This window comes from Roseibacillus ishigakijimensis (assembly GCF_016595415.1).
Classification (GTDB): domain Bacteria; phylum Verrucomicrobiota; class Verrucomicrobiia; order Verrucomicrobiales; family Akkermansiaceae; genus Roseibacillus; species Roseibacillus ishigakijimensis.
The window spans coordinates 1-14198 of the sequence record NZ_JAENIO010000004.1 but is presented as its reverse complement, the minus strand read 5'-3'; the positions used below and the strand labels follow the sequence as shown (position 1 = coordinate 14198).

Annotated in this window: 12 protein-coding genes; 10 read left to right on the top strand and 2 right to left on the bottom strand. The window is 60.1% G+C overall.

Features of this window, described 5'->3' with window-relative positions:
• The first annotated feature begins 127 nt into the window (after positions 1 to 127).
• Positions 128 to 2731: a lamin tail domain-containing protein gene (locus JIN78_RS02285; RefSeq protein ID WP_200390312.1), complete on the top strand. Its 2604-nt coding sequence runs from the start codon at positions 128 to 130 to the stop codon at positions 2729 to 2731.
• A gap of 63 nt (positions 2732 to 2794) precedes the next feature.
• Here the strand turns inward: JIN78_RS02285 and JIN78_RS02280 are convergent, their stop codons facing one another.
• Positions 2795 to 3193 (bottom strand): NINE protein, encoded by a 399-nt coding sequence (locus JIN78_RS02280; RefSeq protein WP_200390311.1) that lies wholly within the window; start codon positions 3191 to 3193, stop codon positions 2795 to 2797.
• 139 nt (positions 3194 to 3332) lie between these two features.
• On the opposite strand from JIN78_RS02280, the gene JIN78_RS02275 reads away from it, so the two are divergent.
• Positions 3333 to 6032 (top strand): PVC-type heme-binding CxxCH protein, encoded by a 2700-nt coding sequence (locus JIN78_RS02275; RefSeq protein ID WP_200390310.1) that lies wholly within the window; start codon positions 3333 to 3335, stop codon positions 6030 to 6032.
• A gap of 69 nt (positions 6033 to 6101) precedes the next feature.
• Here the strand turns inward: JIN78_RS02275 and JIN78_RS02270 are convergent, their stop codons facing one another.
• Positions 6102 to 6587: a DUF805 domain-containing protein gene (locus tag JIN78_RS02270; protein WP_200390309.1), complete on the bottom strand. Its 486-nt coding sequence runs from the start codon at positions 6585 to 6587 to the stop codon at positions 6102 to 6104.
• Between the two features lie 84 nt (positions 6588 to 6671).
• Here JIN78_RS02270 and JIN78_RS02265 point away from each other — a divergent pair, with 84 nt between their 5' ends.
• From JIN78_RS02265 to JIN78_RS02235, 8 genes are all read left to right on the top strand, one after another.
• Entirely contained in the window at positions 6672 to 7397 is a 726-nt protein-coding gene (locus tag JIN78_RS02265; protein ID WP_200390308.1) for an RDD family protein, read from the top strand.
• The gene (locus tag JIN78_RS02260; protein WP_200390307.1) at positions 7394 to 8368 is read left to right on the top strand and encodes a stage II sporulation protein M; all 975 of its coding nucleotides are present in this window, start codon (positions 7394 to 7396) and stop codon (positions 8366 to 8368) included. Before JIN78_RS02265 ends, JIN78_RS02260 begins: the two co-directional genes overlap by 4 nt.
• On the top strand, positions 8355 to 9845 hold the full coding sequence (locus JIN78_RS02255) for a DUF4129 domain-containing protein (RefSeq protein ID WP_200390306.1): 1491 nt from the start codon (positions 8355 to 8357) through the stop codon (positions 9843 to 9845). Before JIN78_RS02260 ends, JIN78_RS02255 begins: the two co-directional genes overlap by 14 nt.
• Before the next feature lie 44 nt (positions 9846 to 9889).
• Entirely contained in the window at positions 9890 to 10951 is a 1062-nt protein-coding gene (locus JIN78_RS02250) for a DUF4350 domain-containing protein (RefSeq protein ID WP_200390305.1), read from the top strand.
• On the top strand, positions 10948 to 11985 hold the full coding sequence (locus tag JIN78_RS02245) for an AAA family ATPase (protein WP_200390304.1): 1038 nt from the start codon (positions 10948 to 10950) through the stop codon (positions 11983 to 11985). The genes JIN78_RS02250 and JIN78_RS02245 overlap by 4 nt, the downstream gene beginning before the upstream one ends.
• 3 nt (positions 11986 to 11988) lie before the next feature.
• A complete protein-coding gene (locus JIN78_RS02240; RefSeq protein ID WP_200390303.1) occupies positions 11989 to 13296 on the top strand; it encodes a DUF58 domain-containing protein in 1308 nt (435 codons plus the stop codon).
• A gap of 3 nt (positions 13297 to 13299) precedes the next feature.
• Positions 13300 to 13431, top strand: a complete 132-nt coding sequence (locus JIN78_RS17480) for a hypothetical protein (RefSeq protein ID WP_267906994.1) — start codon at positions 13300 to 13302, stop codon at positions 13429 to 13431.
• A gap of 21 nt (positions 13432 to 13452) precedes the next feature.
• On the top strand, positions 13453 to 14198 hold a 746-nt coding region (locus tag JIN78_RS02235), incomplete at its 3' end, for an RHS repeat-associated core domain-containing protein (protein ID WP_307832969.1).

The window sequence follows — 14198 nt, the reverse complement described above, 5'->3', positions numbered from 1 at the left end:
GAGGAAAGGGCGAACCTTTTGTGTGACAAAACCGTAACCGCTCTGGAACTGAATCCGTTGGCCAGTGGGCGCGCTTTGTGCTGATGCTGACCATGAGCACGGACTCGAACACGAGAGAAATCCTCCCATGAAAATGAAATCCTTCTGCGGACTAGCTGCCGCCCTCACCTTCCCCACCGCTACCTGGGCCCAAATCACGATCAATGAGATCGATGCCGACACCCCAGGCAATGATGCCGCCGAGTTCATCGAACTCCACAATCCGGGCGAAACCGAAGTCAACCTGGCGGGCCACATTCTGGTGCTGTTCAATGGTAACGATGACCAGTCCTACGAGGTGATTGAGCTCCTCGAGAGCGATGTCATTCCGGCGGGTGGCTTCTTCGTTCTCGGTAATCCGGGGGTGCCCAATGTGAACATCGAGATCGAACCCGGGGCGAACGGTTTCCTGCAAAATGGGGCCGACGCGGTAGCTCTTTACAACGGGGACACGGCGGCCAACTTCGATCCTAACGGAGGCACCCTGAGCCCCACTACTACGGACTTGGTGGATGCCATCGTTTACGGGACCAGTGATTCGGACGATGCCGAGCTCTTGGCCGGATTGGGGCAGAGCATTCAATACGACGAAGACGAAAATGGCGCCAAAGACACCCAGTCCATTCAGCGTAACCCGGACGGGTCGGCGAGCTTCGTGGTCAAGGAGCCCACGCCTGGGGCGACGAATTTTGCCGAGCCTTCCTTCACAGTCAATTTCGCTCCGGCGATTGTTTCCGAGGAGACCGGTTCCTTTGCCACCTTGGGAGAGGTTGTCCGGGGGGGAGACTTGTCCGAGGCTCTGACGGCGACGGTCGCTATCGTGTCCGGTGATGCCTCCCGGGTGAGCTTAAGTACCACTACCTTGAACTTCGCCGCTGAGGAGGATTTCGCCTCATTTTCAGTCGATACGGTGGACAATGCGGTGGTCGATGCCGATCCGGTGTTGGTTTTCGAGGTCACCGCGCCAGGTTACCAGGCCTCCCAAGGGTCCTTGGTGGTAGAAGATGACGAAGCTTCGTTCCCGACTCTGGTCATCAACGAAATGCTGGTGAAAGGCAGCGGAGGGGCGGATACCGAATTTGTCGAACTTTTCAACAATGGAGATACGGCGGTGGATTTGGCCGGTTATTCGTTGGAGGTCTATGCTTCCAATTCCCGGTTCTCGGCGGGCACTTTGCTCAATGAAATCGAGATTGCGAGCGGAAGCCTTGCTCCGGGGGAGTTTTTCACCATCGCTAACCAGCATTTGGCCAGCGTTTACGGGGTGACCCCAGACCTGGAGGTGGCCGATCTGGATATCAACGATTTCGATATCACCATTTTGCTCGTCAATGCCGCTGACGAGGTGGTTTTTTCGACTCTGAGCTATGACCCGGACGAAGAAATCAATGTCACCGCCAATCGGGCGGGAGAGCCGGTGGCCCCCGATATCACGGTGGTGGATCCGGGTGGATTCGCTCCGGCAGGTTATTATTTGACCGAAGATGGGGGAGAAGAAACCGGCCTCATTCCCTTTGGCCCGGTTTCGGAGCCCGCGCCATCGGCCACGCCCGGGGCTTCCAATGTCTCGCCCATGCTCACGCTCGCGGTTTCGGCCGACTCGGTGAGCGAAGCCAACAGCGAAGGCTTGACCTTCACCGTGACCCGATTCCCGGATACGACCGGGGAAGCGACGGTGACGCTGAGCAGTAGCGACATCGGGGAACTTACCGTGCCCGCTTCTGTCACCATCCTGGATGGCGAGAGTTCGACGTCTTTCGTGGCGACTCCGGTAGCGGATAGCGAAATCGATGGCAACCAGCCGGTCACGGTGACCGCGACCCTCGATGCCTTGACCGGTCAGCGGGAAGTGATCGTTCTCGATGCTGATGCCGCGGGTCTGCAGCCCTGCGATATTCTCTTCGCCGCCGCTGTTTCCGATACTCCCGACCTCTTTGCCTTTGTCGCGATGGTGGATTTGGCCAGTGGCATTCAAATCAAATTCACTGACAACGGCTGGTTCGCGGCAGGTGGTTTTCGCAGCAACGAGGGTGTCTTGACCTGGACGGCTCCCAACGAAGGGGTGCCTGCGGGCACGGTCGTCATTTACGAGGACGGGGCCGTCAGTTTGGGGACCATTGAGACTACGGACGGGAGCTTCAACCTTGCGGCAGGAGGAGACCAGCTCTTTGCCTATCAGGGGGATGATGCCGCCCCCACCTTCCTTGCGGGTTTGCAGATGGGGACGGATTGGAATGAGGACGCCACCAGCCCAAACACCTCGGCTCTCCCGGCGGATTTGCTCTCCGGAGGAGCTTTTGCCCTTGGCAGTGGAGCTGATAATGCGGTCTACACCGGGCCCACCACCGGGTCGCCGGCCGAGCTGAAGGCCGCGCTCACCGAAGCGGCCAATTACACCACCGGGGATAACCGGGAAGATGTCGATGCGAGCGCTTTGCCCGGGGCCTTCCTCTTTGGCGAGCCTTCCGATTACACTGTTGCCATCAGCGGGTGTTCCTACAGTGGCGGGGAATTCGTTGTCACCTTCACGGCGACCGGCGCCTCCGATGTCTATGTGAGCACGGATCTGCAAACCTGGACTCCGGCGACTGCAGGCGCGGGGGTGGCTTCCGGCAGCTACACCGATGCCGCCCCTCCGGCGGGTGGCAAGGCCTTCTACCTCATCCAGAAGGCTGGCACAGCCGCTCCCTGAGCTAGCTGTGATTTTCTCCTTCCAGGCCCCGGGCTCCACGTGAGTCCCGGGGCTTTTTGTGACTTAGCTCTCGCTGTTCAGTTCGTCGATTTGTCTGTTGAGGGTGCAAAAGTCGTAGGCCCAGCCGACGAAGAGGAGGCCGCCGGTGCAGAGAAAAAGGAGGCCGGTGAGGGGTTTGCCGAGATAGAAGCGGTGAACGCCCAAGTAGCCGAGAAAGGTCTGGAGGGCCCAGGCGATGCTGTAATCGTAGCGTCCGGGACGGAAGCGCCGGTCGGCCTTGCGATCCATACCGGGAATGAGGAAGAGGTCGATGAGCCAGCCGATGAGGAAGAGCCCCCCGGTGCAGAGCCAGAGGACGCCGGTGATGGGTTTGCCGTAGTAAAAACGATGGGCTCCGGTGAAGCCAAAGATCCAGAGCAAGTAGCCGACGGTCTTCGAGTGGGTATCGTGGGAAGGGGTCATGGCGACAAACTAGGCCCTTTTCCGAAAGGTGCGATGGTAGAAGGGGCGGCATTTTGGAACGCTGTGTCGTTCTTTCTCTGTATTTGTCGTAATTTCTCTTTCCGCCCGACCGTTCCCCTTCACAGTCTCATTTTCGTTTATGAACAGAACCCTTATTTTTGGAGTCTCCATGGCGGCCACTCTCCCGTTGGCGCTTGGAGCAGATGACCAGACGGGACCAAGCGCCCCGCCGGCCAAAGTGGCCACGGACCTCTTCCAGGTGCCGGAGGGTTTGGAAGTCACCGTTTGGGCCTCTACTCCCCAGCTTTTCAATCCCACCAATATGGACATTGATAAGGAGGGACGGATTTGGGTCTGTGAAGGCGTGCGCTACCGGCGGCACAAGGACCGGCAACCGGCGGGAGATCGGGTGGTCGTGTTGGAGGACAGCGATGGCGATGGCCAGGCTGACAAGTCGCACACTTTCGTGCAGGAGGAGGCCCTCGTCGCCCCCCTCGGCATCGGCGTTCTGGACAATAAAATCTACGTCTCCCAGCCGCCGGAGCTCATTGTTTACACGGATGTGAACCGGAACCTCGTTTTCGAGCCCGAGGTGGACAAGCGGGAGGTGCTTCTCACTGGATTCAACGCCCGCAATCACGACCATTCCCTGCACTCGGTGACGGCCGGCCCGGATGGCAAGCTCTACTTCAATGTCGGAAACTGCGGTGCGATTTTTGAAGACCAAGACCAGCGTGAATTCGTGATCGGAGGCCCTTACCGCGGTGGGGGCGGGGAGTGGTTTGTCGACAATCACGAGCGGGCGGGGGAGAAGTCCGCCGACGGCCACGTCTGGACCGCCGGGGCGACCTTCCGCATGAATGCCGACGGCAGTGGGCTCGAAGTCGTTGGTCACGGCTACCGCAATTCCTACGAGCAGACCCTGACCTCTTACGGGGATATGTTCCAAAATGACAATGACGATCCGCCGGCCTGTCGGGTTTCCTACATCTTGGAATACGGGTGCGCGGGCTACTTTTCTCGTGATGCCCGGCGCTACTACCGGGCGGAAAAGCGGCCCGGCCAGGAACATTGGCGCAATCATTGGCGGCAAGATGATCCCGGCACCATGGATGCCGGTGATGTCTACGGCGGGGGCTCGCCTACGGGGGTGGCTTTTTATGAAAACGGTGCCCTCGGGGATGGCTTTGTCGGCACCCTGTTGGCTGCTGAACCCGGTCGCAATGTGGTCTTCAGCTACCAACCCCGGCCCCACAAGGGAACGTTCTCGCTCAATCGCCAGGATTTCGTCAACACCAACAAAGACAAGAAGTTCTTTGGGAGCGACTTCGTGGGCGGCACGCAGGGCAAGCAACAATCCGAGACCGAGTCCCACCTCCTTTTCCGGCCTTCCGATGTCGCGGTGGGACCGGATGGCGCGCTCTACATCAGCGATTGGTATGATGCCCGGGTCGGTGGCCATGCTGACTTGGATGACAGCTGTTCGGGCACGATTTACCGTATTGCCCCCAAGGGCTTCCAGCCTGTGGTGCCAGACTTCGATGCCTCCACTCTGGAGGGGGCGCTCGAGGCTCTTCGTTCGCCGGCGGTCAATGTGCGTTATCTCGGCTTCACGGCCCTGCAGGAAAAGGGCGCGGAGGCTCTCCCGGCAGTGCAGGAGTTCATTGCCAATGAGGAAAATCCCTTTGTTGCTGTGCGCGGCATCTGGCTTTTGCCCCATCTCGGGGAGGAGGGACGCGCTGCTTGCGTGGAGTTCTTGAAGAATACCGATGCCCAGAAGCGCATTGCCGCGCTCCGGGCGCTGCGCCGGGTGGGGGTGGATATTCTGCCTCACGCACAGGCCTTGGCCCATGATCCCGATGCCGGGGTGCGCCGTGATGTTGCGCTTGCGCTGCGCGATTTGCCCGCCGAAAAGACCAAGGACATTTTTCTCACCTTGGCTCAAAAGGTCGACTACAGCGATAAAAACTCCTTGGAAGCCCTCGGGTTGGGCGCGGCCCTGCAGGAGAACGAAATCTGGACCCACCTGCGGGACAAGATGGGGGCGGGCGATGCGCTCAAGTGGGACGACCGTTTTGCCAGACTCACCTGGCGTCTCTGGCCGGTGGCCGCAGTGTCCGCTCTTCAGCAGCGAGCCCTTTCCTCCGAACTCTCACCCGAGGCGCGCAACTTTGCGGTGGAGTCCCTCGCCTTCATTGATCACCCCGACGCGGTGGAAGCGATGCTGACCGTCGCCAACGAGGGGTCGCCAGCCCGGGGGGCGGCCATGGACTGGCTCTTCCGCCGGGGCACCGGGGAGTGGCAGAAGCACAACGTCTTACCCGAGTTGAAAAAGCGTGGAATTTATGATCCCGATGCCGTGGAAGTGAGTGAGGTGCTGGTGGCCGAGCCTTCCGGCGAGCGCACTTACACCGTCGAGGACGTGCTGGCCTTGGAAGGCAATGCCGAAAAAGGGAAGACCACTGCTCTGCGTTGTGCGATGTGCCACCAGTTCGAGGGCGCGGGCATGGTCTACGGACCCAGTCTCTCCGGCTGGGGCAAAGGGCAGCCCCGCGAGGTCATCGCCCGGGCTTTGGTGGACCCCTCCGCCGATATCGCGCACGGCTACAAGGGCACGGAGATCAAAACCAAGGATGGAAAAACGGTGCATGGTCTTGTCACCAGCCCCGGGGATCCTCTGGTCATTATTTCCACCGGAGGGGTGGAGCAGCTGATTCCGCGCAAGATGATCGCGTCCGAGAAAGACCTGGGTCGCTCGCTGATGATGTCGGCCGAGCAACTGGGTCTAACCGCCCAGGATGTCGCGGATGTGGTCAGCTACCTGAAAGTTTACGAATAAAAAAGCGAGAGGCCTGGAGCCGCTCGCTTCGTTTGAAAAGCCTTCGTGAGTGTGACTCGCGGAGGTTTTTTAGTTGAGGGGGGGCTGATTGCTCTGCAGGGGGTCGGAGCCGTAGGGGTTGGGTCCGGGGGTGCCGACGAGGCAGCCGCATTCAATGAGGATCCAGATGCCGCCGACCCAGGGGATGAGGCAGACCAGGGCCATCCAGCCGCTCTTGCCCCGGTCGTGGAAGCGCTTGGACATGGCCGCAAAGGAGACCCAAGCGGCTGGGATGTAGAGGAGAAAGGCGACCAGCATGCCGACCATAAGAGTGACGATTTGGCCGTCGCTGGGCTCCGCGCCTTGCTCTCCCATGAACAAGGGGATGAAGGCCATGCCGTAGACGAACCAGGCAGGAAGGCTGACCAGGAAGCTGCCCAGCACACCGTAGCCCCAATACTGCGAGCGGCTGAAACGGCCTTTGCCGGAGAAGAGCTTGTCTTTGAGGCTGAGGGGCGCTTCCGTCGTTTCCGGTTGGAGAGCGGCGGTGGGTGCTTGATAGAGATTATCGGACATTCAGTTTTTGAGGGTTGATAGACCGGTTTGCTTAGGGAAGAGTGCTTTTCCTGTAAACAACCATTATCTTTCTCCGGACTTTTCATGAGTATCGCCCCTGCTGCCAAATTGGACAATCGCCGCGAGATTGAGCTCGCGGAAGGGGTGCAGATTTATCTTCGTCCGGCCGGCCTCTTTCCGCGTCTCATCGCCCGCGTTATCGATGGTTTCCTCTGGGGCACCATTTACACGATTCTCTCCCTGCTGCTGGTTTTGCCGGGAGCCTTCCTGGGGCAGGAGATTTCGCAAGGTTTTCTGCAACTCCTCGCCTTTGTCATGTTCTGGTTTTATGATCCGCTCTTCGAGGCGGGCAAGCACTCCGCCACGCCGGGGAAGCGGGCTCTGGGGCTGAAGGTGGTGCGGCGCTCGGGGGCTCCCGTGGGCTTCGCTTCCGCTTTTCTACGGGGCCTTCTCTTTTGGATCGACGTCCTGCCGGGTTGCGGTTCGGTGGGCATTGTCTCCATCCTGGCCTCCCGCCAGTCGCAACGCCTCGGTGATCGGGTGGCCGATACCCTAGTGGTCTATCAACAGCCGGTGCAGGTGCCGGAGTTGCCCGAAATCGCCGTGCCCGCCGTGTCGCCCGGAGTGCCCCTTTCGCGCGAGGAACAGTTGGCCTTCATCGGGTTCGCCGATCGCGCGGCCCATCTCAATGCCGCCCGCCAGCTTGAGGTCACCGCTGCTCTCGCCGAGCTGCCCGCCGCTCAACAGTCGCCCCAGACGACCAGCTTTGCCCTCGGGGTTGCCCGCTGGCTTTCCCGCCACGAACAATGATCTCCCGCAAGCAGTTCCAGAACCAGAATGAGGGGCGCTGGCAGGAGAGCGAGCAGCTCTTTGCCCGTCTCGACAAAAAGGAGGCTCTCACCCCGGCCGAGGCCCGGGCCTTGCCCGCGCGCTTCCGCCGTCTCTGCCAAGACCTCGCTCTGGCCGGGGAACGGCTTTACGGGATGGCCCTCACGACCCGGCTCAATGACCTGGTCATGGGCGGATTCCGCCATCTCCACCGCAGTCGGGCCCGCCTTGCCCCGGTTCGCTTCCTGACGCGGACTTTTCCCGGAGCTTTCAAACACAATGTCCCTCTCTTCTGGCTCAGCGTGGTCCTTTTCTGGCTGCCCTTTTTCCTTCTCTTTTTCTCGGGGCAGAACGGGCTCTTGTGGATTCAGGCCATCCTGGGGCCGGAGAGCATGCAGGGGCTGGATGCCATGTATGGCAAAAATGGCGATGCCCTCGCTCATGGTCGCGAGACCCATGGCAGCGATTTCATGATGTTCGCTTTTTATATTCAGAACAACGTCAGCATCGATTTCCGCACATTCGCGGGGGGCATTTTCTTTGGCATCGGCACCTTGTTTTTCACCATCTTCAATGGTCTCGCCATCGGAGCCTCCGCCGGGTATGTGCAAGCGACGGGGGATCCGATGAAGTTCTGGACCTTTGTCAGCGGGCATTCGGCCTTCGAGCTGGTGGGTTTGCATATCTCTTCCATGGCGGGCTTGCGCCTGGGCTGGGGGCTCATTCGTCCCGGGCAGCTCACCCGCATGGCGGCTTTGGGGAAAAATGCCCGCGAGGCTCTCGTCCTCTTGGGGGGCGCGGCGGTGCTCACCTTTTTCGCGGCGTTCATCGAGGGCTTCTGGTCAGCGCATCCCCACCCTCCGTCCCTCAAGTTCGCGGTGGGCGGTGCTTTTTGGCTGGTGACCATTCTCTATCTCCTGTCAGGTAGGAAGGAGTGGTATGAACGTCCGTGACCTGACCGTCAGCCTTCGGCCGCGCACGGCTTGGGAGGCCGTGGACCTCGGGACTGAACTGGCTCGCCATTCTTACCGCGACCTGTTCCGCATCGGTTGGAAGCTCGGCACTCCACCCGCCCTCCTCCTGGCTCTCTTGTGCTGGTTCTGGCCTTGGCTGTTCCCGCTTCTGCTCTGGTGGGGCAAGCCCCTCCTGGACCGCTTTTACCTTTTCTACCTGAGCCGTCGAATCTTCGGCCAAGAGGTCACCGTGCGGCAGACCCTGGGCCAGTGGCGGAGCTTGCTCTTCCGGGGGTCTTTGCCTCTACTGACCTGGCGGCGCTTTTCTCCCAGCCGGAGCATGACCTTGCCCGTGACTGATCTGGAAAACCTCCATGGTCCGGCTCGCTCCCAACGCTGCGCCACCGTCACTCGCATGGGCGGGGGACAGAGCGTGCTCGTGACTGCTGGCGGGGCTATTTTGGAGCTGATCGGCCTTGCAACGGTGATTCTCCTCGCCCTCTTTTTCGTGCCGCAGGGGCAGGATTTGAGCCAGGAAACCTGGCAAACGTGGTTTGACCGGGGGGGCACGGGTCCCACCCTGCTGACTTTGGCTTTGGGATTGTCCTACGGCTTCCTCGTCCTCCTTCTGGAGCCCTTCTATCTCGCCAGCGGCTTCGCTCTTTATCTCAATAGTCGCATCAATCAGGAGGCCTGGGATATCGAGTTGCGCTTCCGGGAGCTGGCGAGCCGGGTGCGCGAGAAAGCCTCCTCGGCCGCAGCTTGGTTCGCTCCTGTGTTGCTTCTTTTCGCCTTCTGCGGGGGAGGGGAGTTGTCCGCGCAAGGGCCCGATCCCCAGACGGTGGTGGCGGAGGTGCTCGCCGACGATGAGTTCAAGATCCGCACTCGCACCGAGCGCGAGTGGATTCCGCCCGAGGGCAGCTGGTGGGAAGGATTTTTTGACTGGCTAGGGGGGCTGGGTGCCGGGGCGGAAGTCGCTTCCGGCTTCGGGGAAATCCTCTTTTTCTTTATCAAGGTGCTCGCTCTCGTGCTGCTGGTGGTGGTCCTCCTCGTCCTCGCCATTCGGTTGGTGACCAGTTTGTCTGATCGAGAAGGCTCGGCTTTGTCCAAGAAAAGGGCCCGGCCCGCTCCCCGGGTGGTGCTGGGGATGGAGGTCACCCCCGAGTCGCTGCCCGCTGATTTACTGGGCGAAGCGCGCCGCCATTGGCAGGCCGGGGACAGTCGGCTCGCGCTTTCTCTACTCTATCGCGGAGCCCTCACTCATCTCATCACCGCGCAGGCGGTGCCCATCGAATCTTCCTCGACTGAGAATGAATGTCTTGCCGAGGTGGAAAGCCACGCTCCGGTAGCCCTCGGGAGCTATTTTGCCCATCTCTCCGGGCAGTGGATGAAGGAGGCCTATTCCCGCGAGCGAGTGACGGGGGAAGACTTTGAAACTCTCTGCCAAGGGTGGCCCTTTGAAAGGAGGCCGTCGTGAAAAACTGGTGCGGTGTTTGGCTCGCGCGGGTTCTGCTCGCTGCGATGGCGGTTCTCCTTGCCGCTTGCGGTCGTTTTGAGGAGAAAGAGCGCGAAGTTGGTTATCAGGGGCTGGCCAAGATCAATCACTTTCTGGCGGCCCAGCGGCTGGCGGAGGAAATGGGCTTGGCAGCGGGCAGTTATGCGGGGGCTCCCGCCTTGCCGCCTCCCACTGGCACTACTCTCGTCGTCTCGGCCGCCAGTTTGCAAAGCGAAGGCCAATTGTGGGAAATCTCGCAATGGATGGACGAGGGAGGCCATCTTGTGGTCTACATGGTGCTGCAAAACAAGGACTGGCTGTGGTATGAAAGCTCGGATTTTGATGACTATTTCGCTCCTTTCCTGAATTACTTCCAGCTGGCGCTCGAATTTCCGGGTGGGGATGAGAAAGCGAAGAAAGTGAGCGCGCTCGCTCCTTTTGGCTTGGGAACCTATGCCACCGAGTTCGAGACTCCCTTTCTCATCGACGACTTGGAGGACTACGAAGCGCCAGCCGAGTCCATCCGTAGCTTTGACTATGGAGGCGGTAGCTTGACCGTGATGGCCACCGCAGAGCCCTTCACCAATCGTCATTTGGGCAAAGGCGAGCACGCCACCCTGCTCTGGGACCTGCTCACTTTGGAAGAGGGAGATGCCGTTTGGTTTGTCTATTCCACCCGCCTCTCCTTCTTTCGCCTCCTCTGGGAAAAGGCCAGTGCGGCGGTCGTGGCCTTCCTTCTGCTCCTGATCTTCTTTGTCTGGTGGGCGGCCCGGGGCTTCGGGCCCCGTTTCCACCGCCTGGAAGTGAGCACGGCCAAACTTGATGAGCACTTGCAAGCCAGTGGCGCCTTTTTTCGCAAGCACCGGGCCGAGGATGCTGTGCTCGCGCCGCTGCGGGAGCGCCTGCTCCACCGCCTGGCCAAGGCTACCAATTTGCCCTTCAATACTCCGGCCTCCGAGCTCGTGGCAGTGGCCCGAGAACGTGCCTTGCTGGGTCCCGATGATGAAGTGGCACTGCTCACTCCAGTGACTGCCAAAGGGCTTCTCGAGCGACTGCAACACCTTTCCCAACTTGATAAAAAGCTATGACTGACCCTGATTCCGCCCTTTCTTCCGCGCCTGCTTCTCCCCTTGGGGAGGAAGCTCCCGGCGAGTCTTCCTCTGCGATTGGCAGCGACGCCGATTTTTCCCTCCTTTCCCGCATCCGGACCCAGATCGAGCGCGTCTTTGTCGGGCAAAAGGAGCTCGTCGACGGGGTGCTGGTCGCTTTTCTCAGTGGAGGCCATGTTCTCATTGAGGGCCACCCCGGGTTGGGAAAAACCCATCTTGTCCTCTCCCTGGCCAAGACCTTTCATGGGGAATTTCGCCGCATCCAGTTCACCCCGGATTTGATGCCTTCCGATATCAGCGGGCACAGCATTTACGATATGTCGCGCCAGGCCTTCGAGGTGAAAAAAGGCCCGGTTTTCACCAACCTGCTGTTGGCGGACGAGGTCAACCGGGCTCCCGCCAAGACCCAATCCGCTCTTCTCGAGGTGATGCAAGAGCGGCAGGCGACCATCGATGGCGTCTCCTACCCCTTGCCCCAGCCATTCATGGTCCTGGCTACCCAGAACCCGGTCGAGCAGGATGGCACTTATCCCTTGCCCGAGGCCCAACTGGACCGCTTTATGATGAAGCTGCTCGTCTTCGAGCCCGCCTTGGAGGAGGAGGTCACCATTGCCACCCGGGCGACGGGCTCGGGACAAAGTGATCTCGCGCCTGAGCAGATCGAGACCATTTGCCAACCCGAGGAAGTGGAGGCCCTGCGGGTCCGATTGCAAACGATCACCATTTCGCCTGCAGTCATCCGTTACGCCGTCGAGCTCGTGCAAGCCACCCGGAGTTCGGAGATGACTTCCTACGGTGCCAGCCCCCGTGCGAGCATCTCGCTGGTGCAGGTGGCCAAAGGCTACGCCTTTTTGCGGGGCAGAAATTATGTCGTGCCCGATGATGTCAAGGGATGCGCCCTGCAGGTTCTCCGCCATCGCGTGCGTCTCACCCCCGAGGTGGCGATCTCCGGCCAGACGGTCGACGAGACCGTGCGCGCCATCATCAACTCGGTGGAAGCTCCCCGGCAATAAGCCATGCGGCCGTCATTCCAGTTGCTGGGAGTCAGTGCGCTCCTCTTCGTTTTCGCCCTCGCTGTAGTCTTTTGGCCGGGGGCGACGATTTTCTTCTCTCTGGCCCTCGTCCTTTTCCTCTTCGTGGCTCTCCTCGATGCCATCTTGCTGGGAATGATTGGCAAGGTTTCTCTCGTGCGCAAGTGGCCCACGCGATTTGCCCTCAAGGAAGAAACCGAGGTCAGCTATGAGGTTCACAATGAAGGCCGCTTGCCGGTGCGGCTGCGCTTTTTCGAGGGCTTGCCCCCAGAGTCGAGCTATAGTCATCTTCCCTTTGACTTACCCAGGCTGAAGCCGGGCGAGAAAGCTCGGGCCAGCTATCGGGTTGCTTTCCTCCAGCGCGGGGATTTGCCGGTGGAGCCGGCCTATCTCGAGTTGCGTTCGCTGCTGGGCCTGTGGTGGCGGAGCCGCCGGGTGGGGGAGGGCCTCACCGCGCGGGTTTATCCCAATTACGTGCCAGCCTTGAACTATGGTCTTCTCGCCACCGCCGACCGGGCCGAATTGATGGGCATCGTCAAGCCCCGGCGTCGTGGGATGAGTAAGGAATTTCATCAGCTGCGCGATTATCACGAAGGGGACAGCCTGTCCCAGGTTGATTGGAAAGCCACTGCCCGGGCCAACCGGCTCATCACCCGCGAGTATCAGGAAGAGCGCGATCAGACCATTCTCTTGGTGCCCGATTGCAGTCTGCGCACCCGGGCCATCGACGGGGATTTGCCGATTCTCGACCACCTCCTCAATGCCGCCATCTTGCTGTCCTACATCGCGCTGGGGCAGGGAGATAAAGTGGGAGTCATGTCTTTCGGCGGGGCGGACCGCTATCTCTCGCCGGTGAAAGGCAATTCCGGGATGGCCCGCATCCTTGACCATCTCTATAACTATCAGCCGACACGGGATTATAGTGATTACAACGAATTGGTCGCCCGCATCCTGCGCACTCAGCACAAGCGCTGCCTCATTGTTTTACTGACGAATTTGCGGAGCGAAGACCAGTTTGGCTCCCTCGGAGCCCTGCAGCTTCTTTCCCGGCAACACCTCGTTATGCTGGCCTCCGTGCGCGAAACTGTGGTCGAGTCCGCCCTTCGGTCTCCTTTGGCAAGCTCGGCCGATGCCGATCGCTACCTCGGGGCCTTGGCCTACGAAGATGACGTCGCCCGCCTGGTGAGCGAAGCCCGGGGCCTGGGCTTCAGCGCGATTCATGAATCCCTCGAGCACTACCCCATCGCCTTGGCCAACCAGTTTCTCGATCTGCGCGCGTCCGGACGCTTTTGAGAAATGACGAACCGGGGCGAGACCTCCTCCCATGGGGGAGGTAAGCTGAATAACGACATCGCTTTCAAGACTTGGCAATCCGCTCGCAACGAACTTGAGGTCAGCGCCAAGGTCGAAAATGCTGGTAGCAATTGAATTTCGAAGTAGGCTGAAACCGTGAATTTTCTTGGCCAGGTGATTGGATTCGGATGGGGCAGTGCCAATGAGAGCCTTGATGAGCCCTATCAATACGACACCATCGGCAATCGAATCACCCCCTTCGGTCGCACCACAAGTTACGATGGCGATGGCAATAGGACTGCAGGAGTCGTTCCGGGCGCGACGGGAGCGGCGGGCACGGAGTTCGAAGATGTCGATGGTCCGGATTTTGCGGCTGCCACCAACCTGAAATGGGATGGAGAGAACCGGCTCGTTTCCCTCGTGGTCGATGGGCAGACCATTAGCTACGACTACGATTATCTGGGCCGCCGTATCAAGCGCACTCGCTCCGGGACCGTCTTTCATTATCACTACGATGGCTGGAACCCACTGGGACTTTGGGTTAGAACGACGCTGAACCGCACCTGGACCTGGGGACTGGATCTCAGTGGTTCCCCGCAAGGAGCTGGGGGAGTGGGGGGATTACTCGTTGCCGAAATCCAATCCGGTGGTAATGCCGGAGAGAATTATCCTCTTTACGACGGCAACGGCAATGTGTGCCAATACTTGGATAGTGCTGGAGTGCTGGAAGCTCGTTATGAGTATGATTCCTTTGGGCGAATTGTCGTTAATGCTGGGAATTCGGTGCGCAGCACTTTCCGCCATCGCTTTTCAACCAAACAAAGAGACGAGCACACCGGCCTCTACTACTACGGCTATCGTTACTATGACCCGGTAACGGGGAGGTGGCCAAGTAGAGACCC

Excerpts from the sequence above, each read along its gene's own strand:
- JIN78_RS17480 (WP_267906994.1), top strand. The coding sequence starts at position 13,300 with ATGACGAACCGGGGCGAGACCTCCTCCCATGGGGGAGGTAAGCTGAAT.
- JIN78_RS02280 (WP_200390311.1), bottom strand. The coding sequence starts at position 3,193 with ATGACCCCTTCCCACGATACCCACTCGAAGACCGTCGGCTACTTGCTC.
- JIN78_RS02260 (WP_200390307.1), top strand. The coding sequence starts at position 7,394 with ATGATCTCCCGCAAGCAGTTCCAGAACCAGAATGAGGGGCGCTGGCAG.
- JIN78_RS02270 (WP_200390309.1), bottom strand. The coding sequence starts at position 6,587 with ATGTCCGATAATCTCTATCAAGCACCCACCGCCGCTCTCCAACCGGAA.
- JIN78_RS02285 (WP_200390312.1), top strand. The coding sequence starts at position 128 with ATGAAAATGAAATCCTTCTGCGGACTAGCTGCCGCCCTCACCTTCCCC.
- JIN78_RS02240 (WP_200390303.1), top strand. The coding sequence starts at position 11,989 with ATGCGGCCGTCATTCCAGTTGCTGGGAGTCAGTGCGCTCCTCTTCGTT.
- JIN78_RS02250 (WP_200390305.1), top strand. The coding sequence starts at position 9,890 with ATGGCGGTTCTCCTTGCCGCTTGCGGTCGTTTTGAGGAGAAAGAGCGC.
- JIN78_RS02245 (WP_200390304.1), top strand. The coding sequence starts at position 10,948 with ATGACTGACCCTGATTCCGCCCTTTCTTCCGCGCCTGCTTCTCCCCTT.
- JIN78_RS02255 (WP_200390306.1), top strand. The coding sequence starts at position 8,355 with ATGAACGTCCGTGACCTGACCGTCAGCCTTCGGCCGCGCACGGCTTGG.
- JIN78_RS02265 (WP_200390308.1), top strand. The coding sequence starts at position 6,672 with ATGAGTATCGCCCCTGCTGCCAAATTGGACAATCGCCGCGAGATTGAG.
- JIN78_RS02275 (WP_200390310.1), top strand. The coding sequence starts at position 3,333 with ATGAACAGAACCCTTATTTTTGGAGTCTCCATGGCGGCCACTCTCCCG.